The following is a 22,214-nucleotide window of genomic DNA, read 5'->3' as shown; positions in this document are numbered from 1 at the left end:
ACTGCTGACAGTCACCACAGTACCATTTGCAATGGTGAGAATTATGACCGATTTAACTGCGCATGATGCCAACCAGGAAGCCTGGCAAACCCGTGACCATCTCGATGATCCGGTAATTGGTGAACTGCGTAACCGTTTTGGGCCGGATGCCTTTACTGTCCAGCCAACCCGTACCGGCGTCCCGGTGGTCTGGGTTAAGCGTGAACAATTACTGGAAGTTGTCGATTTCCTGAAAAGATTGCCAAAGCCTTACGTCATGCTGTTTGACCTGCATGGTATGGATGAGCGTCTTCGTACCCACCGCGACGGTTTACCGGCCGCGGATTTTTCCGTTTTCTACCACCTGATTTCTATCGACCGCAACCGCGACATCATGCTCAAGGTGGCGCTGTCTGAAAACGATCTGAACGTGCCAACGGTAACCAAACTCTTCCCGAACGCGAACTGGTATGAGCGCGAAACCTGGGAAATGTTCGGTATTACCTTTAATGGGCACCCGCACCTGACGCGCATCATGATGCCGCCAACGTGGGAAGGCCATCCGCTGCGTAAAGACTACCCGGCGCGTGCCACCGAGTTCGATCCGTTTGAATTGACCAAACAGAAAGAAGACCTCGAGATGGAAGCGCTGACCTTCAAGCCTGAAGAGTGGGGCATGAAGCGCAGCAGCGAGCATGAAGATTTCATGTTCCTGAACCTCGGTCCAAACCACCCATCCGCGCACGGTGCGTTCCGTATTGTTCTGCAGCTTGACGGCGAAGAGATTGTCGACTGCGTTCCGGACATCGGTTACCACCACCGTGGTGCTGAAAAAATGGGCGAGCGTCAGTCCTGGCACAGCTACATTCCTTACACCGACCGTATCGAGTACCTCGGCGGCTGCGTAAACGAAATGCCATACGTGCTGGCGGTTGAAAAACTGGCGGGTATCAAGGTTCCAGAGCGCGTGGACGTTATCCGCGTCATGCTGTCTGAACTGTTCCGTATTAACAGTCACCTGCTGTACATCTCGACGTTTATTCAAGACGTAGGCGCGATGACACCGGTGTTCTTCGCCTTTACTGACCGTCAGAAAATCTACGATCTGGTGGAAGCGATTACCGGTTTCCGTATGCACCCGGCCTGGTTCCGTATCGGTGGCGTGGCACATGACTTGCCGAACGGTTGGGAGCGTCTGCTTAAAGAGTTCCTCGACTGGATGCCAAAACGTCTGGATTCCTACGAGAAAGCAGCACTCCGCAACACTATCCTGAAGGGGCGTTCTCAGGGCGTTGCGGCGTACGGTAAAAAAGAAGCGCTGGAGTGGGGCACCACCGGTGCTGGCCTGCGTGCCACCGGTATCGATTTTGATATCCGTAAAGCGCGTCCTTATTCTGGTTATGAAAACTTCGACTTCGAAATCCCGGTTGGCGGCGGTATCAGTGACTGCTACACCCGCGTGATGCTGAAAGTCGAAGAGCTGCGCCAGAGCCTGCGTATTCTTGACCAGTGCCTGAAAAACATGCCTGCTGGCCCGTTCAAAGCCGATCATCCGCTGACAACGCCGCCGCCAAAAGAGCGCACGCTGCAACATATCGAAACCCTGATCACTCACTTCCTGCAAGTTTCGTGGGGCCCGGTCATGCCGGCTAACGAATCCTTCCAGATGATTGAGGCGACGAAAGGGATTAACAGTTACTACCTGACCAGCGATGGTAGCACCATGAGCTACCGCACCCGTATTCGTACTCCGAGCTTTGCGCACCTGCAGCAAATCCCGTCGGCGATCCGTGGCAGCCTGGTTTCTGACCTGATTGTCTATCTGGGTAGTATCGATTTTGTAATGTCTGATGTGGATCGCTAACTATGCACGATAAACAACAACCCCAGGCTGAAGCCTTTGAGCTGACTCAAGCCGAGCGTGATGCGATTGAGCACGAAAAACACCATTACGAAGATGCTCGCGCGGCGTCTATTGAAGCGCTGAAAATCGTTCAGAAACAGCGTGGCTGGGTACCGGACGGCGCGATTTACGCTATCGCCGACGTTCTGGGTATTCCAGCCAGCGACGTAGAAGGCGTGGCCACATTCTATAGCCAGATTTTCCGCCAGCCGGTAGGTCGCCACGTTATTCGCTATTGCGATAGCGTGGTTTGCCACATCACCGGTTATCAGGGCATTCAATCTGCTATCGAAGCAAAACTGAACATCAAACCGGGTCAAACCACGTTTGATGGTCGCTTCACCCTGCTGCCAACTTGCTGCCTGGGCAACTGCGACAAAGGGCCGACCATGATGATTGATGAGGACACTCATAGCCATCTGACGCCGGAAGCGATCCCTGATTTGCTGGAGCAGTACAAATGAAAACCATTATTCGTGCTGCCGAAACCCATCCGCTGACATGGCGGTTGCGTGATGACAAACAACCGGTCTGGCTGGATGAATATCGCAGCAAAAACGGCTATGAAGGTGCACGTCTTGCGCTTACGGGTCTGGCACCTGATGACGTTGTTAATCGGGTTAAAGATGCGGGCCTGAAAGGGCGCGGCGGTGCAGGCTTCTCCACCGGTCTGAAGTGGAGCCTGATGCCGAAAGACGAATCCATGAACATCCGTTACCTGCTGTGTAACGCCGATGAAATGGAACCTGGCACCTATAAAGACCGCCTGCTGATGGAACAACTGCCGCACCTGCTGGTGGAAGGCATGTTGATTTCAGCCTTCGCGCTGAAAGCGTATCGCGGCTACATCTTCCTGCGTGGCGAATACATCGAAGCGGCAGTGAATTTGCGCCGAGCGATTGCTGAAGCCACCGAAGCGGGTTTGCTGGGTAAAAATATTCTCGGTTCTGGTTTTGATTTTGAGCTGATTGTGCACACCGGTGCCGGGCGTTACATCTGCGGTGAAGAAACCGCGCTGATTAACTCCCTGGAAGGCCGCCGTGCTAACCCTCGTTCAAAACCCCCTTTCCCGGCGTCAAGCGGCGTGTGGGGCAAACCAACCTGCGTAAACAACGTGGAAACGCTGTGTAACGTTCCGGCGATTCTGGCGAACGGCGTGGAGTGGTACCAGGGCATCTCTACCAGCAAAGACGCTGGTACGAAGCTGATGGGCTTCTCCGGTCGTGTTAAAAACCCTGGCGTTTGGGAATTACCGTTCGGTACCACCGCACGTGAAATCCTGGAAGATTACGCGGGTGGCATGCGCGACGGTCTGAAATTCAAAGCCTGGCAGCCGGGTGGGGCAGGGACTGACTTCCTGACCGAATCACACCTTGATCTGCCGATGGAATTCGAAAGCATTGGTAAAGCGGGGAGCCGTTTAGGTACCGCGCTGGCCATGGCGGTTGACCACGAAATTGGCATGGTTCCGCTAGTCCGCAACCTGGAAGAGTTTTTTGCACGTGAGTCTTGCGGCTGGTGTACACCGTGCCGTGACGGCCTGCCGTGGAGCGTAAAAATTCTACGTGCGCTGGAGCGTGGCGAAGGCCAGCCTGGGGATATCGAGACACTTGAGCAACTGTGTCGTTTCCTTGGGCCGGGTAAAACCTTCTGCGCGCATGCGCCGGGTGCGGTTGAGCCATTGCAGAGTGCGATTAAATATTTCCGCGAAGAATTTGAAGCAGGAATTGCCAAACAAGATTTCGGTAACACCCGTGCCATTAGTGGCATTCAACCGAACTTGTTAAAAGCGCGCTGGTGATATCTGGCACACATGTGCGGATAAGAAAAATTTTATAATTAACTGGAAGCATGCTGACTATGGCTACGATTCATGTAGACGGCAAAGAATATGAGGTAAACGGGTCAGACAACCTGCTGCAAGCATGTCTGTCTCTCGGCCTCGATATTCCTTATTTTTGCTGGCATCCGGCGCTAGGAAGCGTCGGTGCTTGCCGCCAGTGCGCGGTGAAGCAATATCAGAACGCAGAAGATCTTCGTGGCCGCCTGGTGATGTCTTGTATGACACCTGCCGCAGACGGAACGTTTATCTCAATTGAAGACGGTGAAGCAAAAGAATTCCGCGAAAGCGTGGTGGAATGGTTGATGACTAACCACCCACACGACTGCCCGGTGTGTGAAGAGGGCGGCAACTGCCACCTGCAAGATATGACGGTCATGACCGGTCATAGCTTCCGCCGCTATCGCTTTACCAAACGTACTCACCGCAATCAGGATCTCGGCCCGTTCATCTCTCACGAAATGAACCGCTGTATCGCCTGTTATCGCTGCGTGCGTTACTACAAAGACTATGCGGACGGCACAGACTTGGGCGTGTACGGCGCTCACGACAACGTCTACTTCGGTCGCCCTGAAGACGGCACGCTTGAGAGCGAATTTTCCGGTAACCTGGTAGAAATCTGCCCGACCGGCGTATTCACTGATAAAACGCACTCAGAGCGTTACAACCGTAAATGGGATATGCAGTTCGCACCAAGCATTTGCCAGCAGTGCAGCATCGGCTGTAACACCAGTCCTGGTGAGCGCTACGGTGAATTGCGTCGTATCGAAAACCGTTACAACGGCACCGTGAACCACTACTTCCTGTGTGACCGTGGCCGCTTTGGTTATGGCTACGTGAACCTGAAAGACAGGCCGCGCCAGCCGATCCAACGTCGTGGCGACGATCTGATCACCCTGAATGCCGATCAGGCAATGCAGGGCGCGGCAGACATTCTGCGTCAGTCGAAGAAAGTGATCGGGATCGGATCCCCACGCGCAAGCGTAGAAAGCAACTTCGCGCTGCGTGAGTTGGTGGGGGCTGATAACTTCTACACTGGTATCGCAACCGGTGAGCAAGCCCGTCTGCAACTGATGCTGAAAGTGCTGCAAGAGAGCGGCGTTCATACCCCAGCACTGCGTGAAATCGAATCTTATGATGCGGTTTTAGTGCTCGGCGAAGACATTACTCAAACCGGTGCGCGCGTAGCACTTGCGGTACGTCAGGCGGTGAAAGGTAAAGCGCGTGAAATGGCAGCAGCCCAGAAAGTGGCTGACTGGCAGATTGCCGCCATTCTGAACATCGGTCAACACGCAAAACACCCGTTGTTCGTCACTAACATTGACAGCACTCGTCTGGATGACATCGCCGCGTGGACTTACCGTGCACCGGTTGAAGATCAGGCGCGTCTGGGCTTTGCGATTGCTAATGCGCTGGACAGCAACTCCCCGGCGGTTGAACTCGATCGTGACCTGAAAAACAAAGTCGACGTTATTGTGCAGGCTCTGGCAGGTGCGAAGAAACCACTGATCGTATCCGGTACTAACGCCGGTAGCGAAGCGGTGATTCAGGCGGCAGCTAACGTGGCTAAAGCGCTGAAAGGCCGTGGGGCAGATGTCGGTATTACGATGGTGGCTCGTGCGGTAAACAGCGTTGGCCTCGGTATGATTGGCGGCGGTTCGCTTGAAGAAGCGTTGAGTGAGCTGGAAAGCGGTGCTGCCGATGCGGTAGTGGTGCTGGAAAACGATCTGCATCGCCACGCAAGCGCCGCCCGCGTGGATGCGGCACTTTCCAAAGCGCCGTTGGTAATGGTTATCGATCATCAGCGCACAGCGATTATGGACAAAGCCCATCTGGTGCTTTCCACCGCAAGTTTTGCTGAAAGCGACGGCACGGTTATCAACAACGAAGGCCGCGCACAGCGTTTCTTCCAGGTTTATGACCCGTCTTACTACGACAAATCTGTTGTGATGCTGGAAAGCTGGCGCTGGCTGCACTCTCTGCACAGCACGGTTCAAAGCCGCGAAGTGGACTGGACACAGCTTGACGATGTCATTGATGCGTGCGTGAAAGCGTTGCCGCAGTTGGCCGGAATTAAAGATGCGGCACCGGATGCCAGCTTCCGTATTCGTGGTCAGAAACTGTCACGTTCTCCAATCCGCTCAAGTGGTCGTACGGCGATGCGCGCAAATATCAGCGTTCATGAGCCGCGTCAGCCGCAGGATAAAGACACCATGTTTGCCTTCTCTATGGAAGGGAACAACAGCCCGTTAGCCGACCGCCAGCAAATTCCATTTGCCTGGGCGCCAGGCTGGAACTCACCGCAGGCATGGAACAAATTCCAGGCTGAAGTGGGCGGCAAACTGCGCCATGGCGATCCGGGTGTGCGTCTGATTGAAGCCTCTGAAACGGGCATCGATTACTTCACCGACGTGCCGGAAAACTTCCAGGCAGAAGAAGGGAAATGGCGTATTGCGCCTTATTACCATCTGTTTGGCAGCGATGAAATGTCACAGCGTTCACCTGTCTTCCAAAGCCGCATGGCTGAGCCGTACATTAAGCTGAACCCTGCCGATGCGGCAAAACTGGGTGTTAACGCCGGAAGCCTGATTTCGTTCAGTTACGAAGGCCAGACGCTGAGTCTTCCGCTGCAACTTTCCGAAGGGCTGGCAGCAGGGCAGGTTGGTTTGCCGATGGGTATGCCAGGCATTGCTCCGGTACTGGCGGGTGCGCGTCTTGAAAATCTCCAGGAGGCTGGCCAATGAGTTGGTTAACACCGGATGTTATCGACATTCTGCTGAGCATTCTCAAAGCGATAGTTATCCTGCTGGTCGTGGTGACATGCGGCGCGTTCATGAGTTTTGGTGAGCGCCGTTTGCTGGGTCTGTTCCAGAACCGCTATGGGCCAAACCGTGTAGGCTGGGGCGGTTCGCTCCAGCTCGTCGCGGACATGATCAAAATGTTCTTTAAAGAAGACTGGACCCCGCGTTTTGCGGACCGCGTCATCTTTACGCTTGCGCCAATGATTGCCTTCACCTCCATGCTGCTGGCCTTTGCGATTGTGCCAGTCGGTCCAGGTTGGGTGGTTGCGGATCTGAACATCGGTATTTTGTTCTTCCTGATGCTGGCAGGCCTTGCGGTATACGCCGTACTGTTTGCTGGCTGGTCCAGTAACAACAAATACTCACTGTTGGGTGCGATGCGTGCTTCCGCGCAAACCCTGAGCTACGAAGTGTTCATCGGTCTTTCGATGATGGGCGTGGTGGCGCAGGCCGGTTCGTTCAATATGAGCGATATCGTGGATAACCAGGCGCATTTGTGGAACGTGATCCCGCAGTTCTTCGGTTTCATTACTTTCGCAATCGCAGGCGTTGCGGTTTGCCACCGTCACCCGTTTGACCAACCAGAAGCTGAGCAAGAGCTGGCCGATGGTTATCACATCGAATATTCAGGCATGAAGTTTGGCCTGTTCTTCGTGGGTGAATACATCGGTATCGTGACGGTTTCCGCGCTGATTGTGACCCTGTTCTTTGGTGGCTGGCATGGCCCGTGGTTACCTCCGTTCATCTGGTTCGCGCTGAAAACCGCGTTCTTCATGATGATGTTCATTTTGATCCGTGCATCATTGCCTCGTCCGCGTTATGACCAGGTGATGTCGTTTGGCTGGAAAATCTGCCTGCCGTTGACACTGGTCAATTTGCTGGTGACCGCCGCGGTCATTCTTTATCAGGCACCATAAGGGGTGAAAAAACCATGACATTGAAAGAGTTAGTGGTTGGTTTCGGCACCCAGGTACGCAGTATCTGGATGATCGGTCTGCACGCGTTTGCGAAACGCGAAACGCAGATGTATCCGGAAGAGCCAGTTTATTTACCGCCGCGCTACCGTGGCCGCATCGTGTTAACGCGCGATCCGGACGGTTCCGAGCGCTGCGTTGCCTGTAACCTGTGTGCGGTAGCCTGTCCTGTCGGCTGTATCTCTTTGCAAAAAGCAGAAACAAAAGACGGTCGCTGGTATCCCGAGTTTTTCCGTATCAACTTCTCGCGCTGCATTTTCTGCGGCTTGTGCGAAGAAGCGTGCCCGACCACGGCGATTCAGCTTACGCCAGACTTCGAACTGGGTGAGTTTAAGCGTCAGGATTTGGTGTACGAAAAAGAGGACCTGTTGATCTCCGGTCCGGGCAAATACCCGGAATATAATTTCTACCGGATGGCAGGTATGGCAATCGACGGCAAAGATAAGGGCGAAGCGGAAAACGAAGCCAAGCCTATCGACGTCAAAGGCCTATTACCTTAAAGGAGCAAGGCAATGGAATTCGCTTTTTATATTTGCGCAATCATCGCGGTTGGGACCACCCTGCGGGTGATCACGCACACCAACCCGGTGCATGCCTTGCTGTATCTGATCATCTCTTTGCTGGCGATCTCCGGGGTGTTCTTCTCGCTGGGGGCGTACTTTGCCGCCGCGCTGGAGATTATCGTTTACGCGGGCGCCATCATGGTGTTGTTCGTCTTTGTGGTGATGATGCTAAACCTCGGCGGTTCGGTTATTGAACAAGAGCGCCAGTGGCTGAAACCTCAGCTATGGATTGGCCCGGGCGTTTTGTCAGCACTCCTGCTGGCGGTGCTGGTGTACGCGATTATCGGTCTGAATGACCAGGGTATCGACGGCACATCTGTCAGCGCTAAACAGGTAGGTATTGCGCTGTTTGGGCCGTACGTTCTGGCGGTGGAATTGGCTTCGATGCTGCTGCTGGCGGGTCTGGTTGTTGCCTTCCACCTCGGTCGTGAAGACCGTCCAGGTGAAGTGCTGAGTAACCGCCAGGCCGATCAGGCTGCGAAAAGAAAAACGGAGGAGCACGTATGATTCCGCTGCAACATGGACTTATCCTCGCTGCCATTTTGTTCGTCCTGGGGCTGACGGGGCTGGTGATTCGTCGCAACCTGCTTTTCATGCTGATAAGCCTGGAAGTGATGATTAACGCCGCGGCCCTTGCATTTGTGGTCGCTGGCAGTTATTGGGGCCAGCCTGATGGCCAGGTGATGTATATACTCGCGATTAGCTTAGCTGCCGCCGAAGCCAGTATTGGCCTCGCTCTGTTATTGCAGCTCCATCGTCGTCGCCAGAGCCTGAATATCGATTCAGTAAGTGAGATGCGTGGATGAACCTTCTCTGGTTAACCATTCTTTTGCCTTTTATTGGCTTTTTATTGTTGGCGTTCTCTCGTGGTCGTTGGTCAGAAAATCTTTCTGCAACGGTTGGGGTCGGCTCGATTGGTCTGGCGGCGTTAGTCACCGCGATTGTCGGCGTTGATTTCTTCAACAATGGGCAGCAAGCGTTTACTCAACCGCTATGGACGTGGATGTCAGTCGGTGATTTCAACATCGGCTTCAACCTGATCCTCGACGGCCTGTCGCTGACCATGTTGTCTGTGGTCACAGGCGTTGGCTTCCTGATCCACATGTATGCCTCCTGGTATATGCGTGGGGAAGAGGGCTACTCCCGCTTCTTCGCCTACACCAACCTGTTTATTGCCAGTATGGTCGTCCTGGTGCTTGGCGATAACCTGCTGCTGATGTACCTCGGTTGGGAAGGCGTGGGCCTGTGCTCGTATCTGCTGATTGGTTTCTACTATACCGATCCGAAGAACGGCGCTGCGGCAATGAAAGCGTTTGTCGTGACCCGTGTGGGTGACGTGTTCCTCGCTTTCGCACTGTTCATTCTCTACAACGAACTGGGCACGCTGAACTTCCGCGAAATGGTTGAGCTGGCACCGCAGCACTTTGCGGCCGGTAACCAGATGCTGATGTGGGCAACCCTGATGCTGTTAGGCGGTGCGGTCGGTAAATCCGCCCAGTTGCCGTTGCAGACCTGGCTTGCGGATGCGATGGCTGGCCCAACGCCAGTTTCAGCGCTGATCCACGCGGCCACCATGGTAACAGCGGGCGTCTACCTGATTGCGCGTACCCATGGTCTGTTCCTGCTGACGCCTGAAGTGCTGCATTTAGTCGGCATTGTCGGTGCGGTAACGCTGGTGATGGCGGGCTTTGCTGCCCTGGTGCAAACCGATATCAAACGTGTGCTGGCGTACTCGACTATGAGCCAGATTGGCTACATGTTCCTGGCGCTGGGTGTGCAAGCATGGGATGCGGCGATTTTCCACCTGATGACGCACGCTTTCTTCAAAGCGCTGCTGTTCCTGTCGTCGGGTTCGGTGATTCTTGCCTGTCACCACGAACAAAACATCTTCAAAATGGGTGGCCTGCGTAAGTCCATTCCGCTGGTGTATGTCTGCTTCCTGGTCGGTGGGGCCGCGTTGTCTGCGCTGCCGCTCATTACAGCGGGCTTCTTCAGTAAGGATGAGATTCTCGCCGGTGCGATGGCGAACGGTCATATCAATCTGATGATTGCGGGTCTGGTCGGGGCCTTTATGACCTCACTGTACACCTTCCGTATGATCTTCATCGTCTTCCACGGTAAAGAGCAAATTCATGCTCACGCGGTTAAAGGCATTACGCACCATCTGCCGCTGATTGTGCTGCTGGTGCTGTCTACTTTCGTTGGCGCAATGATTGTTCCGCCACTGCAAGGCGTACTGCCAGAAACGACAGAGCTTGCGCACGGTAGCGTGCTGACGCTTGAGATTACTTCAGGTGTCGTTGCTATCGCCGGGATCCTGATTGCCGCATGGCTGTGGCTTGGCAAACGGACTTTGGTTACTGCCATTGCAAACAGCGCGCCGGGCCGCTTCTTCGGTACCTGGTGGTTCCATGCCTGGGGCTTCGACTGGTTGTACGACAAAGTCTTTGTTAAGCCATTCCTGGGTATTGCCTGGCTTATCAAACGCGATCCGCTGAATTCACTGATGAATATTCCGGCAGTTCTTTCACGCTTTGCAGGCCGCGGCCTGGTAGTGAGCGAGAACGGTTACTTACGCTGGTATGTCGCATCAATGAGTATCGGTGCGGTCGTGGTTCTGGGCTTGCTGCTGGTCTTGCGCTAACTCCGCTTTCCCCCTCTCGTAGGGCGGATAAACGGGTGCCACCCGCCATTTTGGTGGATGACGCTAACGCTTATCCCCCCTACGCGGAAAGGGCAAACGAGTGATGTTTTGGTTTATTTTGACTTAGGGACACAAATGCCATGCTATTACCCTGGCTGATACTTATCCCCTTTATTGGCGGCTTCTTCTGCTGGCAAACTGAGCGCTTCGGCGTAAAAGTGCCGCGTTGGATTGCGCTGGTAACGATGGGACTGACACTGGCGCTCTCGCTGCAACTCTGGCTGCAGGGTGGCTACACTCTGACGCAAGCCGCAGGTTTGCCGCAGTGGCAGTCTGAATTTGTTTTGCCGTGGATCCCACGTTTCGGGATTGAAATCCACCTGGCACTGGATGGCCTTTCGCTGCTGATGGTCGTTCTGACCGGTCTGCTCGGTGTGCTGGCGGTGCTCTGTTCCTGGAATGAAATCGAAAAATATCAGGGCTTCTTCCACCTCAACCTGATGTGGATCCTCGGTGGCGTTATCGGCGTGTTCCTTGCCATCGACATGTTCCTGTTCTTCTTCTTCTGGGAAATGATGCTGGTGCCGATGTACTTCCTGATTGCGCTGTGGGGCCATAAAGCCTCCGACGGGAAGACGCGTATCAACGCTGCAACCAAGTTCTTCATCTACACCCAGGCAAGCGGCCTGGTCATGTTGATTGCGATTCTTGGTCTGGTGTTTGTTCACTACAACACTACGGGCGTATGGACGTTTAACTACGAGCAACTGCTGCATACCGAAATGTCCCACGGCGTACAGTGGCTGTTGATGCTGGGCTTCTTTATCGCGTTTGCGGTGAAAATGCCAGTGGTGCCATTGCACGGTTGGCTGCCAGATGCGCACTCCCAGGCACCAACGGCGGGTTCCGTTGACCTTGCTGGTATCTTGCTGAAAACCGCAGCGTACGGCTTACTGCGTTTTGCGCTGCCGCTGTTCCCGGAAGCCTCCGCTGAATTTGCACCTATTGCGATGTGGTTGGGTGTCATCGGCATCTTCTACGGTGCGTGGATGGCCTTCGCACAAACCGACATTAAACGCCTGATTGCCTACACCTCTGTTTCCCATATGGGCTTTGTGTTGATTGCCATTTATACCGGCAGCCAACTGGCTTATCAGGGCGCGGTTATTCAGATGATTGCTCACGGTCTGTCTGCAGCCGGTATGTTCATCATCTGTGGTCAGATTTACGAGCGTCTGCACACGCGTGATATGCGCCTGATGGGCGGCCTGTGGAATAAGATTAAATGGCTGCCAGGTCTGTCACTGTTCTTTGCGGTCGCAACGCTGGGTATGCCGGGCACCGGTAACTTCGTAGGTGAGTTCATGATTCTCTTCGGCAGCTTCCATGTGGTGCCGGTGATTACCATCATCTCAACGTTTGGTTTGGTCTTTGCCTCTGTTTATTCTCTGGCGATGATTCATCGTGCTTACTTCGGTAAAGCAAAAAGCGAAATCAGTGATAAACAACTGGCAGGCATGTCGCTGCGCGAGTTCTTTATCATCCTGTTGCTGGTGGTGTTGTTAGTCCTGTTGGGCTTCTACCCGCAGCCAATTCTGGATACTTCGCATTCCGCGATGAGCAATATTCAGCAGTGGTTTACCAGTTCAATTCCAACTACAAGGCCGTAATTCGCCATGACTATAACTCCTCAACAATTGATCGCGCTGCTACCGCTGCTCGTCGTCGGATTGACGGTGGTGGTTGTGATGCTCTCCATAGCGTGGCGACGCGACCATTTTGTCAATGCAACACTGGCTGTAATCGGCCTTAATGCCGCGCTGGTTTCACTGTGGTTTGTTGGCCAGGTTGGCGCGATGGACGTCACGCCGCTGATGCGCGTCGATGGCTATGCGATGCTCTACACCGGGCTGGTTCTGCTGGCGAGCCTTGCGACCTGTACGTTTGCTTATCCGTGGCTGCAGGGTTACACCGACAACCGCGAAGAGTTTTACCTGCTGGTGCTGATTGCAGCGCTGGGCGGTATTCTGCTGGCAAACGCAAACCACCTGGCGGCGTTGTTCCTCGGTATCGAACTGATTTCTCTGCCGCTGTTTGGCTTGATTGGTTACGCTTTCCGTCAGAAACGTTCGTTGGAAGCCAGTATCAAATACACCATTTTGTCTGCCGCAGCCTCTTCATTCCTGCTGTTCGGTATGGCGCTGGTGTACGCGGAATCTGGCGACCTGTCGTTTGTTAGCCTCGGTAAGAGCCTGGCAGACAACATGCTACACGAGCCGCTGCTGCTGGCAGGCTTGGGTATGATGATCGTTGGCCTTGGCTTTAAACTGTCGCTGGTTCCGTTCCACCTGTGGACGCCAGATGTTTACCAGGGCGCTCCGGCTCCGGTTTCCACCTTCCTGGCAACCGCCAGCAAAATCGCCATCTTTGGTGTGGTGATGCGCCTGTTCCTCTATGCGCCAGTCGGCGATAGCGAAGCGGTTCGCATGGTGCTGGGCATTATCGCCTTCATGTCCATCATCTTCGGTAACCTGATGGCGTTGAGCCAGACTAATATCAAGCGTCTGCTGGGTTATTCGTCTATCTCGCACCTCGGTTATTTGCTGGTGGCGTTGATTGCGCTGCAAAGCGGCGATATGTCGATGGAATCCGTAGGCGTCTATCTGGCCGGTTATCTGTTCAGCAGCCTCGGGGCGTTCGGCGTGGTTAGCCTGATGTCCAGCCCATACCGTGGCCCGGATGCAGATTCTCTGTACTCCTACCGTGGTCTGTTCTGGCACAAGCCGATTTTGTCTGCGGTCATGACCGTGATGATGCTCTCCCTGGCGGGTATCCCAATGACGCTGGGCTTCATCGGCAAGTTCTACATTATTGCCGTGGGTGTGCAGTCTCACCTGTGGTGGCTGACCGGTGCCGTGGTGTTGGGTAGTGCGATTGGTTTGTACTACTACCTGCGTGTGACGGTCAGTTTGTATCTGAATGCGCCGCAACAGCCTGGCCGTGATGCGCCAACCAACTGGGCGTTCACCGCAGGCGGCGTTGTGGTGCTGATCTCTGCCGTGCTGGTTCTGCTGCTGGGTGTTTACCCGCAACCGCTCATCACGCTAGTGCGTATGGCAACACCGATGATGTAACCGCATTAGTATTAAGCAAAAGGGCTACCCAATCGGGTAGCCCTTTTTGTTTTAAGAGCTTGCTACACTTAGATTTGAATACTTTAAAAGGAGTAAGTTATGAGCGACAAAATTCCCATCGGCATCAGCGCTTGCTTACTCGGGGAAAATGTCCGTTTTGACGGCGGGCATAAACGGCTGGCGTTTGCCGTTAACGAATTGGCTCCATGGGTGCGTTTTGAGCCGGTTTGCCCGGAAATGGCGATTGGTCTGCCAACGCCCCGGCCTGCGCTGCGCCTGGTGAAACAGGATGATGGCGAAATCGCGCTGCGTTTTAGTAACCATAGCGAAGGGGATTTAACCCAGGCGATGCAACAATTTTCCTCGCGGCGCATCGCCGGGCTGGAGCACCTTTGCGGCTATATCGTGTGTGCAAAATCACCGAGCTGCGGCATGGAGCGGGTACGGGTTTACGAAGCGGAAGGGAATAACAATCGTAAAAGCGGCACCGGAATATTTACCGCTGAATTGAAGCGCCAGATGCCGTGGCTACCCGTCGAAGAAGACGGACGCTTATACGATCCGGCCATTCGTGAGAATTTCGTCGAGCGGATCTACACGCTTTATGAACTCAACAAATTGCATAAATCGGGCCTCACGCGCGGCGGGCTGATTGGTTTTCATAGCCGCTATAAGTTACTGCTGCTTGCTCATTCGCAGCCGCAGTATCGCGAGCTGGGGCGCTTTGTGGCAGATATTGAAAACTGGGATTCGCTGGAAGCCTTTTTCATTGAATACCGCCAGCGGCTAATGACGTTGCTTGAGCAGCAGGCGACACGCCGCAATCACACCAACGTGCTGATGCATGTTCAGGGGTATTTCCGCCGCCAGCTTAATCCGCGCCAACGTCAGGAGCTCTCAGGGCTAATCGACAGATACCGCCAGGGAACGCAGCCGTTACTGGCGCCTATTACCTTGTTAAAACATTATATGGCGGAATATCCTGACGCTTACCTGGCGCAACAGCGCTATTTCGAGCCTTATCCCGAAGCGTTGCGTTTGCGCTACGGCAATTAAACATGGAGTTGTATGGCCACGCATCTGGTCTGGTTTCGCAATGATTTACGGGTTAATGACAACCTGGCGTTGAGCGCGGCGTGTCGGGATCCCGATGCCCGCGTCATGGGCATTTTTATCGCCACGCCTGGGCAATGGCGGCAACATGATATGTCGCCTCGTCAGGCGGAGTTTATCTGGCAGCATGTGCAAAGCCTGCATGCCGCCCTTGCGCAGCGTGGCATTAATCTGGTCATCCACGAGGTGGATAACTTTGATGATTCCCTCGCACATCTGAAAACGTTCTGCACAAGTCACAACGTTGACGCGCTCTTTTACAACTATCAATACGAACTGAATGAACGCCAGCGTGACGCAGCCGTTGAAAAGATGCTGGGGTGCGAAGTGATTTGCCAGGGATTTGACGACAGCGTGTTACTCCCGCCCGGCAGCGTCACCACCGGCAATCACGAGATGTACAAAGTGTTTACGCCGTTTAGCAGAGCGTTTATTAAACAGCTGCACGAAGGATTACCCGAATGCGTTTCTGCCCCGAAAGCGCGGGGGGCGGCGCTGGAGACACAAAAACTCAACGCCTTTGATTACCCGCGTAAGGCCGTTGACTCCACGCTATTTCCGGTGGGGGAGCAGCAGGCGATTAATCAGTTACGCCAGTTTTGTCGCCAGCCGGTGGCGGATTATCAGCAGCAGCGTGATTTTCCTGCTAATGACGGTACCAGCCGTCTATCGGCTTATCTGGCGATAGGCGTGCTTTCCCCGCGCCAGTGTTTGCACCGTTTGCTGAAAGAGCACCCTCAGGCACTTGAGGGGGGAGCAGGTGCGGTATGGTTAAACGAGCTTATCTGGCGTGAATTTTACCGCCACTTGTTGGTGGCTTACCCGAAACTGTGTCGCCATCAGCCGTTTATCTCATGGACAGATAACGTCGTCTGGCAACAAGATGAGGCGCAGTTCATCGCCTGGCAGCAAGGGCAAACCGGTTTTCCCATTGTCGATGCGGCGATGCGCCAGCTCAACGCAACCGGCTGGATGCACAACCGTTTACGCATGGTGACGGCGAGTTTTTTGGTCAAAGACTTGTTGATCGACTGGCGATTGGGCGAGCGCTATTTTATGTCGCAGCTCATTGACGGGGATCTGGCGGCGAACAACGGCGGCTGGCAGTGGGCCGCGTCGACCGGTACCGATGCAGCACCTTATTTTCGTATCTTTAACCCGACTACGCAGGGTGAACGTTTTGATGCAAAAGGGGCGTTTATTCGCCAGTGGCTACCAGAGCTCAATGATGTACCCGATAAATTCATTCACACGCCCTGGCTTTGGGCCCAGAAAGAACAACTGACGCTGGACTATCCGCAGCCAATTGTTGACCATAAACAAGCACGTATCGCGACACTCGCCGCCTATGAAGCGGCCCGTAAATCTGAAGAGAAACAACAATGAAAAATAGCGAACTGGAACGCCTGATTAACGAAAAACTCAACAGCGCAGCGATAAGCGATTATGCGCCAAATGGTTTGCAGGTCGAAGGGCGCGAAGAAGTCCGCAAAATCGTTACCGGTGTGACCGCAAGCCAGGCGCTGATCGACGAAGCGGTGCGACTTCAGGCGGATGCGATGATTGTTCACCACGGCTATTTCTGGAAGGGCGAATCCCCGGTGATTCGCGGCATGAAACGCAATCGCCTTAAAGCCCTGCTCAGCAATGACATCAATCTTTATGGCTGGCATTTGCCGCTGGATGCGCATCCGCACCTGGGTAACAACGCGCAGTTGGGCGCGTTGCTGGGGATTGAAACCAAAGGTGAAATTGAACCTCTGGTGCCATGGGGCGAGTTTCCAACGCCACTTTCGGGTGTCGAACTGGCGTCGTGGATTGAGATGCGCCTGGGGCGTACACCGCTGTGGAGTGGGGAAACCGGCCCCGAGCAGATTCGCCGCGTCGCCTGGTGTACCGGCGGCGGGCAGAGTTTTATCGACAGCGCGGCGCGTTTTGGCGTGGATGCATTTATTACCGGTGAAGTTTCCGAGCAAACTATTCACTCGGCGCGCGAGCAGGGGCTGCACTTTTATGCGGCGGGGCATCATGCCACCGAGCGCGGCGGCATCCAGGCATTAAGCGACTGGTTGAACAGCGAAACCGATCTCGACGTAACCTTCATCGATATTCCGAACCCGGCATAACGCAAGACCGAGGAGCAAAAGTGCAAAGAGCGCGGTGTTATCTGTTAGGCGAAAGTGCGGTGGTTCTTGAACTGGAACCGCCTTTATCGCTGGAAAGTCAGCAACGAATTTGGGGATTAACCCAACGGTTACTCGACGCGCCTGCCGTTTCGGAAGTGATTCCGGGGATGAATAACATCACCGTGGTGCTCCGTGAACCGCAAAACCTGGCGCTGGATGGCATCGAACGCATTCAGCGCTGGTGGGAGGAGAGCGAGGCGATGGTGCCCGAATCCCGCCGCATTGAAATTCCGGTGACTTACGGCGGCGCGTTCGGCCCAGATTTAGCGGAAGTCGCCGCACATTGCGGGCTATCGGCACGCCAGGTGGTCGAACAGCACTCTTGCGTTGATTACGTGGTCTATTTTCTCGGCTTCCAGCCGGGCTTTGCCTATCTTGCAGGGCTTGCGACTGAACTTGTTACGCCGCGACGGGCCGAGCCTCGCTTGATGGTTCCCGCAGGTTCTGTGGGCATCGGCGGCAGCCAGACGGGCATTTATCCGCTGGCAACGCCGGGCGGCTGGCAGCTTATTGGTCACACTCCTGTGAAGTTATTCAATCCGGCGGATGAAATGCCAACGCTGTTGGCTCCAGGTGATACCGTGCGTTTTGTGCCTCAAAAGGAGGGCGTGTGCTGAAAATAATTCGTGCCGGAATGCATATGTCGGTGCAGGACACGGGGCGCTACGGCTATCGGCAGTCAGGCATTAGCCGCTGCGGAGCGCTCGATACGCCTGCGCTACAAACCGCTAACTTGCTGGTGGGAAATGCTCCTGACAGCGCGGCGCTGGAAATTACGCTTGGGCATTGCGTTATTGAATTTACTCAAGACGGCTGGTTTGCATTAACCGGGGCCGGATGCCATGCCCAGTTAGATGGCCGCGCCGTCTGGACGGGCTGGCGCTTGCCGGTGAAAGCGGGGCAGCAGTTACATCTTAAAGCGCCGGAACGTGGCATGAGAAGTTATCTTGCCGTGGCGGGTGGGTTAGACGTTCCTGAAATATTGGGCTCTTACAGTACCGATCTGAAAGCACAAATGGGGGGTGTGGAAGGGCGTTTACTGAAAGATGGGGATGAAATTCCTCTCCTGCCAACGACCCGACAATTTTACGAAGCGCGTGGCGTGAAGCAATTGCTGTGGGGAAACCGCATTCGCGCGCTGGCAGGGCCTGAATATCACGAGTTCACTCAGGCCTCGCAAGAGGCGTTCTGGCGTTTACCATGGCAGTTAAGCCCGCAAAGTAACCGTATGGGTTATCGCTTGCAGGGGCAACGGCTTGAGCGGACAACCGATCGCGAATTACTCTCCCACGGGTTGCTACCCGGCGTGATACAAGTCCCGCATAACGGGCAGCCGATTGTGTTGATGAATGATGCCCAAACCACCGGCGGCTATCCGCGTATTGCCTGCGTCATTGAGGCCGATATGTTCCACCTTGCGCAGTTGCGTTTGGGCGAGCCGATTCATTTCGTGCAGTGCACGCTGGAAGAGGCGCTTAAAGCGCGCCGCGAACGGCAGGTTTATATCGATCAATTAGCCTGGCGGCTGAATCACGAAGCATAATTTTTTTAGGATAATGCAATGCCTGAAGGCCCAGAAATTAGACGAGCGGCAGATAAACTCGAAGCCGCCGTTTTAGATAAACCGTTAACCGATGTCTGGTTTGCTTTCCCTGAGTTAAAAGCGTTTGAGCAAGCGTTAATAGGGCAAAAAGTTGAGCGCATAGAGACGCGTGGCAAAGCGCTGTTGACCTATTTTTCCAACGGGCTAACGCTCTACAGCCACAACCAGCTTTACGGCGTGTGGCGCGTGGTGAACACCGGTGAAGTTCAGCAGACAACGCGCGTTTTGCGCGTCAAATTGCAGGCGGCGGATAAGTCTATTCTGCTCTACAGCGCGTCTGACATTGAAATGCTGGATGCAGAAAAGCTGTCGCAGCACCCGTTTTTGCTCCGTGTGGGGCCAGATGTGCTGGATATGACGGTGACGGTTGAGCAGGTCAAAGAGCGTTTGCTGTCGCCAAAATTTCGTAAACGGCAGTTCGGTGGACTGCTGTTAGATCAGGCTTTTCTCGCGGGCCTGGGCAACTATCTGCGGGTGGAAATTCTTTGGGATGTTGGGCTGCTGGCGCACCATAAAGCGCAGGATTTAACCCCAGAGCAGCTCGATAAACTCGCTCATGCGCTGCTGGAAATTCCGCGTTTGTCCTACAACACGCGGGGAAATGTGGATGAAAACAAGCATCACGGGGCTATTTTCAGCTTTAAGGTTTTCCATCGTGCAGGGAAGGTGTGTGAGCGGTGCGGTGGCACGATTGAAAAAGCGATGATCTCATCACGGCCATTTTATTGGTGCCCTGGGTGTCAGTTTTGAATCATTGAGCGGATAAACGCTGATAACAGACTCTTCCGAGTCCCCTGAGTGAGTATTCATCTCTCACCGGAGATCGGATATATTGCAGCGCAGATCACAAAAATCCCTTAATGGAAGACCCCAAACTATGAGTTATCGTTTCACCCTGACTATCCTGGCAGCCGTTTTATCCCTGACAGGATGCGCAAAATCGAATACCGCCGATCAGGAACCGGCTTTCGATTTCGGCTCTTCGCGGGTGACCGTGACGCATATCCCGACCAAAACCGACGATGGTACTAAAATATATGTGACCGTTGACGACAAAGATGCCGGCGTGCTGGGGACAGGTGAGAGCATTGAAGTCCAACTGCCAGAGGGCAAACATAAAGTCGGTGGCTATGCTCGCACGCTGATTGGGCGCGTGACCATATCGCCTGTGGAAGTGGCGACATCGCGCGATGTTATCAGCCATGTGACCTATTCGGTTGTGAACCGCAAACCGTCATTTATCGTGCGTGCGTCAACCCCGGTGCCGAAACCAAAATCAGAATCGATTCCTGCAGAACCCGTTCCGGTGATGCCGAATCAAATTGAAGAGCCTGCCGCAACCGAACAGACGCAGACTGTAACACCTGCCGCGCCAGTAGTGACGCCGGAAACGCAGACCCCGGAAGTCACCGAGCTGACGCCAACAAATCAGCCGCAGGCTGAGACGCAAACAACGACCCCGCAGGGTGTGAGCATCACTAATCTGGATGATATCCCGCAGGCATAAAGGGTGGATGGCGGCTTGCGCCTTATCCACCCTATAAAACCCGATTCGTAGGTCGGATAAGCGCAAGCAAGCGCCATCCGACATAAAAAAACGCGCCCTTGAGCGCGTTTTTTATTTCCAGCGTCGAACCTATTTTTTCAAATCAGATTTGAAATCACGCTGTTCGTAACCGGTATACAACTGGCGTGGACGGGCAATTTTGATGCCGTCGTCGTGCATTTCGTTCCAGTGTGCAATCCAGCCCACGGTACGCGCCATCGCGAAGATAACGGTAAACATGGAAGACGGAATACCCATCGCTTTCAGGATGATACCGGAGTAGAAGTCCACGTTCGGGTAAAGTTTCTTCTCGATGAAGTACGGGTCGTTCAATGCGATGTGTTCCAGCTCCATCGCTACTTCCAGCAGGTTATTGTCTTTCAGGTTCAGCTCTTTCAACACTTCATGACAGGTTTCACGCATTACCGTGGCACGCGGGTCGTAGTTTTTGTACACGCGGTGACCAAAGCCCATCAGGCGGAAAGAGTCATTCTTGTCTTTCGCACGACGGATGAATTCAGGAATGTGTTCGACGCTATTAATTTCTTCGAGCATTTTCAGCGCGGCTTCGTTAGCACCACCGTGCGCAGGCCCCCACAGGGATGCGATACCGGCTGCGATACAGGCAAATGGGTTTGCGCCGCTTGAGCCTGCGGTACGAACGGTTGAAGTAGATGCATTTTGCTCGTGGTCGGCGTGCAGAATCAGAATTCTGTCCATCGCACGTTCAAGAATTGGGTTTACCACGTACTCTTCGCATGGCGTAGAGAACATCATATTCAGGAAGTTACCTGAGTAGGAGAGGTCATTACGCGGATAAACAAACGGTTGGCCAATGGAGTACTTGTAACACATTGCGGCCATGGTTGGCATTTTGGACAGCAGGCGGAAGGCGGCAATCTCGCGATGGCGTGGGTTATTCACGTCCATAGAGTCATGATAAAACGCTGCCAGCGCACCGGTCACACCGCACATCACCGCCATCGGATGGGAGTCACGACGGAAACCGTGGAACAAACGGGTGATTTGTTCATGGATCATGGTGTGACGAGTGACGGTGGTTTTAAATTCTTCGTATTGTTCCTGGGTCGGTTTTTCGCCGTTGAGCAGGATATAGCAGACTTCAAGATAGTTGGAATGGGTCGCCAGTTGATCGATCGGGAAACCACGGTGCAACAAGATGCCTTCATCACCGTCGATAAAGGTGATTTTTGATTCACATGATGCGGTAGAGGTAAAACCCGGGTCAAAAGTAAACACACCTTTAGAACCAAGACTACGGATATCAATTACATCCTGACCGAGTGTGCCTTTTAGCACATCCAGTTCCAGAGCATCATCACCGTTGTAGGTGAGAGTTGCTTTTTTATCAGACATTTACGGTCTCCTTAGCGCCTTATTCATAAGACTGCCGGATGCCTGATTTGCATACAAACCAACCGTGACCATTACCCGTTTTGTTATTTGGCTCGCTGCTCTGTTTTGATTATGTAAGCCCGGGTACAGAGCGATGGGCGCTTGCAGGTAACTTATGCCACACAGGCGAAAATCAGCAAATCAGGGTGTAAGCAGTCCCTATCATTCAAACTCATTCAAACCTGTTTCCCCGTCGTACTGGAAGGTGTATCTGCGTTGACTGCACTCACACAGACCATTCACTTATTAAAGTAAGTGCCTGGACATTCTTGAGCTTGCCGCCTTGATACAACTCCCATTATTTAGGGGAAAGTACCACTAATAGCTGTCCTGATAACGTGGGTCAATACCGACACACTGTTACATAACTTATTCTCAGGTGAAAGGCTGACCCTATAACTTTTGCGAATTATACGGCTTTTCTGGCTCTGTTTGTAACAATAATGTTTAACTTTTGTCAAATCAGATGATTAAAATTTAAAATAATGTTGTTATCGTGATCCTGCTCACTG

Annotated in this window: 20 protein-coding genes; 18 read left to right on the top strand and 2 right to left on the bottom strand. The window is 53.8% G+C overall.

The window, feature by feature from the left end; all coding sequences use genetic code 11:
* Positions 1 to 31: 31 nt before the first annotated feature.
* The 18 genes from nuoC to AB1E22_RS03125 all read left to right on the top strand — a co-directional run bounded on the left by nuoC (position 32) and on the right by AB1E22_RS03125 (position 20,247).
* On the top strand, positions 32 to 1,843 hold the full coding sequence (gene nuoC, locus AB1E22_RS03210; protein ID WP_367594057.1) for an NADH-quinone oxidoreductase subunit C/D: 1,812 nt from the start codon (positions 32 to 34) through the stop codon (positions 1,841 to 1,843).
* 2 nt (positions 1,844 to 1,845) lie between these two features.
* Positions 1,846 to 2,346: an NADH-quinone oxidoreductase subunit NuoE gene (gene nuoE, locus AB1E22_RS03205; protein WP_367594056.1), complete on the top strand. Its 501-nt coding sequence runs from the start codon at positions 1,846 to 1,848 to the stop codon at positions 2,344 to 2,346.
* Positions 2,343 to 3,683, top strand: a complete 1,341-nt coding sequence (gene nuoF, locus AB1E22_RS03200; protein ID WP_367594055.1) for an NADH-quinone oxidoreductase subunit NuoF — start codon at positions 2,343 to 2,345, stop codon at positions 3,681 to 3,683. The genes nuoE and nuoF overlap by 4 nt, the downstream gene beginning before the upstream one ends.
* Before the next feature lie 59 nt (positions 3,684 to 3,742).
* A complete protein-coding gene (nuoG, locus tag AB1E22_RS03195; protein ID WP_367594054.1) occupies positions 3,743 to 6,466 on the top strand; it encodes an NADH-quinone oxidoreductase subunit NuoG in 2,724 nt (907 codons plus the stop codon).
* Entirely contained in the window at positions 6,463 to 7,440 is a 978-nt protein-coding gene (gene nuoH / locus AB1E22_RS03190; RefSeq protein WP_367594053.1) for an NADH-quinone oxidoreductase subunit NuoH, read from the top strand. Before nuoG ends, nuoH begins: the two co-directional genes overlap by 4 nt.
* A 14-nt stretch (positions 7,441 to 7,454) precedes the next feature.
* Positions 7,455 to 7,997 carry an NADH-quinone oxidoreductase subunit NuoI gene (nuoI, locus tag AB1E22_RS03185; protein WP_367594052.1) on the top strand — a complete coding sequence of 181 codons (543 nt, stop codon included), beginning with the start codon at positions 7,455 to 7,457 and terminating at the stop codon, positions 7,995 to 7,997.
* Positions 7,998 to 8,009: 12 nt separating this feature from the next.
* Positions 8,010 to 8,567: an NADH-quinone oxidoreductase subunit J gene (gene nuoJ, locus AB1E22_RS03180; RefSeq protein ID WP_367594051.1), complete on the top strand. Its 558-nt coding sequence runs from the start codon at positions 8,010 to 8,012 to the stop codon at positions 8,565 to 8,567.
* A complete protein-coding gene (nuoK, locus tag AB1E22_RS03175) occupies positions 8,564 to 8,866 on the top strand; it encodes an NADH-quinone oxidoreductase subunit NuoK (protein ID WP_139881795.1) in 303 nt (100 codons plus the stop codon). The genes nuoJ and nuoK overlap by 4 nt, the downstream gene beginning before the upstream one ends.
* Entirely contained in the window at positions 8,863 to 10,704 is a 1,842-nt protein-coding gene (gene nuoL / locus AB1E22_RS03170) for an NADH-quinone oxidoreductase subunit L (RefSeq protein ID WP_367594050.1), read from the top strand. The genes nuoK and nuoL overlap by 4 nt, the downstream gene beginning before the upstream one ends.
* 140 nt (positions 10,705 to 10,844) lie before the next feature.
* Positions 10,845 to 12,374, top strand: coding sequence for an NADH-quinone oxidoreductase subunit M (gene nuoM / locus AB1E22_RS03165; protein WP_367594049.1), 1,530 nt, complete (start codon positions 10,845 to 10,847; stop codon positions 12,372 to 12,374).
* Positions 12,375 to 12,380: 6 nt separating this feature from the next.
* A complete protein-coding gene (gene nuoN, locus AB1E22_RS03160) occupies positions 12,381 to 13,838 on the top strand; it encodes an NADH-quinone oxidoreductase subunit NuoN (protein ID WP_367594048.1) in 1,458 nt (485 codons plus the stop codon).
* 99 nt (positions 13,839 to 13,937) lie between these two features.
* Positions 13,938 to 14,894, top strand: a complete 957-nt coding sequence (locus AB1E22_RS03155) for a YbgA family protein (protein ID WP_367594047.1) — start codon at positions 13,938 to 13,940, stop codon at positions 14,892 to 14,894.
* Positions 14,895 to 14,906: 12 nt separating this feature from the next.
* Positions 14,907 to 16,337 (top strand): deoxyribodipyrimidine photo-lyase, encoded by a 1,431-nt coding sequence (phrB, locus tag AB1E22_RS03150; protein ID WP_367594046.1) that lies wholly within the window; start codon positions 14,907 to 14,909, stop codon positions 16,335 to 16,337.
* On the top strand, positions 16,334 to 17,077 hold the full coding sequence (locus tag AB1E22_RS03145; RefSeq protein ID WP_367594045.1) for a type 2 GTP cyclohydrolase I: 744 nt from the start codon (positions 16,334 to 16,336) through the stop codon (positions 17,075 to 17,077). Before phrB ends, AB1E22_RS03145 begins: the two co-directional genes overlap by 4 nt.
* Positions 17,078 to 17,097: 20 nt before the next feature.
* Positions 17,098 to 17,754, top strand: coding sequence for a 5-oxoprolinase subunit PxpB (gene pxpB, locus AB1E22_RS03140; protein WP_367594044.1), 657 nt, complete (start codon positions 17,098 to 17,100; stop codon positions 17,752 to 17,754).
* The gene (gene pxpC, locus AB1E22_RS03135) at positions 17,748 to 18,680 is read left to right on the top strand and encodes a 5-oxoprolinase subunit PxpC (protein WP_367594043.1); all 933 of its coding nucleotides are present in this window, start codon (positions 17,748 to 17,750) and stop codon (positions 18,678 to 18,680) included. The genes pxpB and pxpC overlap by 7 nt, the downstream gene beginning before the upstream one ends.
* An 18-nt stretch (positions 18,681 to 18,698) precedes the next feature.
* Positions 18,699 to 19,490, top strand: coding sequence for an endonuclease VIII (gene nei / locus AB1E22_RS03130; RefSeq protein ID WP_367594042.1), 792 nt, complete (start codon positions 18,699 to 18,701; stop codon positions 19,488 to 19,490).
* A 127-nt stretch (positions 19,491 to 19,617) separates the two neighbouring features.
* A complete protein-coding gene (locus AB1E22_RS03125) occupies positions 19,618 to 20,247 on the top strand; it encodes a hypothetical protein (RefSeq protein WP_367594041.1) in 630 nt (209 codons plus the stop codon).
* A gap of 129 nt (positions 20,248 to 20,376) precedes the next feature.
* Here the strand turns inward: AB1E22_RS03125 and AB1E22_RS03120 are convergent, their stop codons facing one another.
* Together AB1E22_RS03120 and AB1E22_RS21795 are read right to left on the bottom strand one after the other, a co-directional pair.
* Positions 20,377 to 21,663, bottom strand: a complete 1,287-nt coding sequence (locus tag AB1E22_RS03120; protein ID WP_367594040.1) for a citrate synthase — start codon at positions 21,661 to 21,663, stop codon at positions 20,377 to 20,379.
* Between the two features lie 341 nt (positions 21,664 to 22,004).
* Complete coding sequence (locus AB1E22_RS21795) at positions 22,005 to 22,163, bottom strand: hypothetical protein (protein ID WP_437178367.1); 159 nt, start codon at positions 22,161 to 22,163, stop codon at positions 22,005 to 22,007.
* Positions 22,164 to 22,214 lie beyond the last annotated feature (51 nt).

Source organism: Buttiauxella gaviniae (assembly GCF_040786275.1).
Classification (GTDB): Bacteria; Pseudomonadota; Gammaproteobacteria; order Enterobacterales; family Enterobacteriaceae; genus Buttiauxella; species Buttiauxella gaviniae_A.
The sequence above is the reverse complement of the archived record's forward strand: the minus strand, read 5'-3'. Positions and strand labels throughout refer to the sequence as shown.

Bases quoted from the DNA above. Each gene is read 5' to 3' on its own strand.
- nuoC (WP_367594057.1), top strand. From the start codon at position 32: ATGGTGAGAATTATGACCGATTTAACTGCGCATGATGCCAACCAGGAA.
- nuoE (WP_367594056.1), top strand. From the start codon at position 1,846: ATGCACGATAAACAACAACCCCAGGCTGAAGCCTTTGAGCTGACTCAA.
- nuoF (WP_367594055.1), top strand. From the start codon at position 2,343: ATGAAAACCATTATTCGTGCTGCCGAAACCCATCCGCTGACATGGCGG.
- nuoG (WP_367594054.1), top strand. From the start codon at position 3,743: ATGGCTACGATTCATGTAGACGGCAAAGAATATGAGGTAAACGGGTCA.
- nuoH (WP_367594053.1), top strand. From the start codon at position 6,463: ATGAGTTGGTTAACACCGGATGTTATCGACATTCTGCTGAGCATTCTC.
- nuoI (WP_367594052.1), top strand. From the start codon at position 7,455: ATGACATTGAAAGAGTTAGTGGTTGGTTTCGGCACCCAGGTACGCAGT.
- nuoJ (WP_367594051.1), top strand. From the start codon at position 8,010: ATGGAATTCGCTTTTTATATTTGCGCAATCATCGCGGTTGGGACCACC.
- nuoK (WP_139881795.1), top strand. From the start codon at position 8,564: ATGATTCCGCTGCAACATGGACTTATCCTCGCTGCCATTTTGTTCGTC.
- nuoL (WP_367594050.1), top strand. From the start codon at position 8,863: ATGAACCTTCTCTGGTTAACCATTCTTTTGCCTTTTATTGGCTTTTTA.
- nuoM (WP_367594049.1), top strand. From the start codon at position 10,845: ATGCTATTACCCTGGCTGATACTTATCCCCTTTATTGGCGGCTTCTTC.
- nuoN (WP_367594048.1), top strand. From the start codon at position 12,381: ATGACTATAACTCCTCAACAATTGATCGCGCTGCTACCGCTGCTCGTC.
- AB1E22_RS03155 (WP_367594047.1), top strand. From the start codon at position 13,938: ATGAGCGACAAAATTCCCATCGGCATCAGCGCTTGCTTACTCGGGGAA.
- phrB (WP_367594046.1), top strand. From the start codon at position 14,907: ATGGCCACGCATCTGGTCTGGTTTCGCAATGATTTACGGGTTAATGAC.
- AB1E22_RS03145 (WP_367594045.1), top strand. From the start codon at position 16,334: ATGAAAAATAGCGAACTGGAACGCCTGATTAACGAAAAACTCAACAGC.
- nei (WP_367594042.1), top strand. From the start codon at position 18,699: ATGCCTGAAGGCCCAGAAATTAGACGAGCGGCAGATAAACTCGAAGCC.
- AB1E22_RS03125 (WP_367594041.1), top strand. From the start codon at position 19,618: ATGAGTTATCGTTTCACCCTGACTATCCTGGCAGCCGTTTTATCCCTG.
- AB1E22_RS03120 (WP_367594040.1), bottom strand. From the start codon at position 21,663: ATGTCTGATAAAAAAGCAACTCTCACCTACAACGGTGATGATGCTCTG.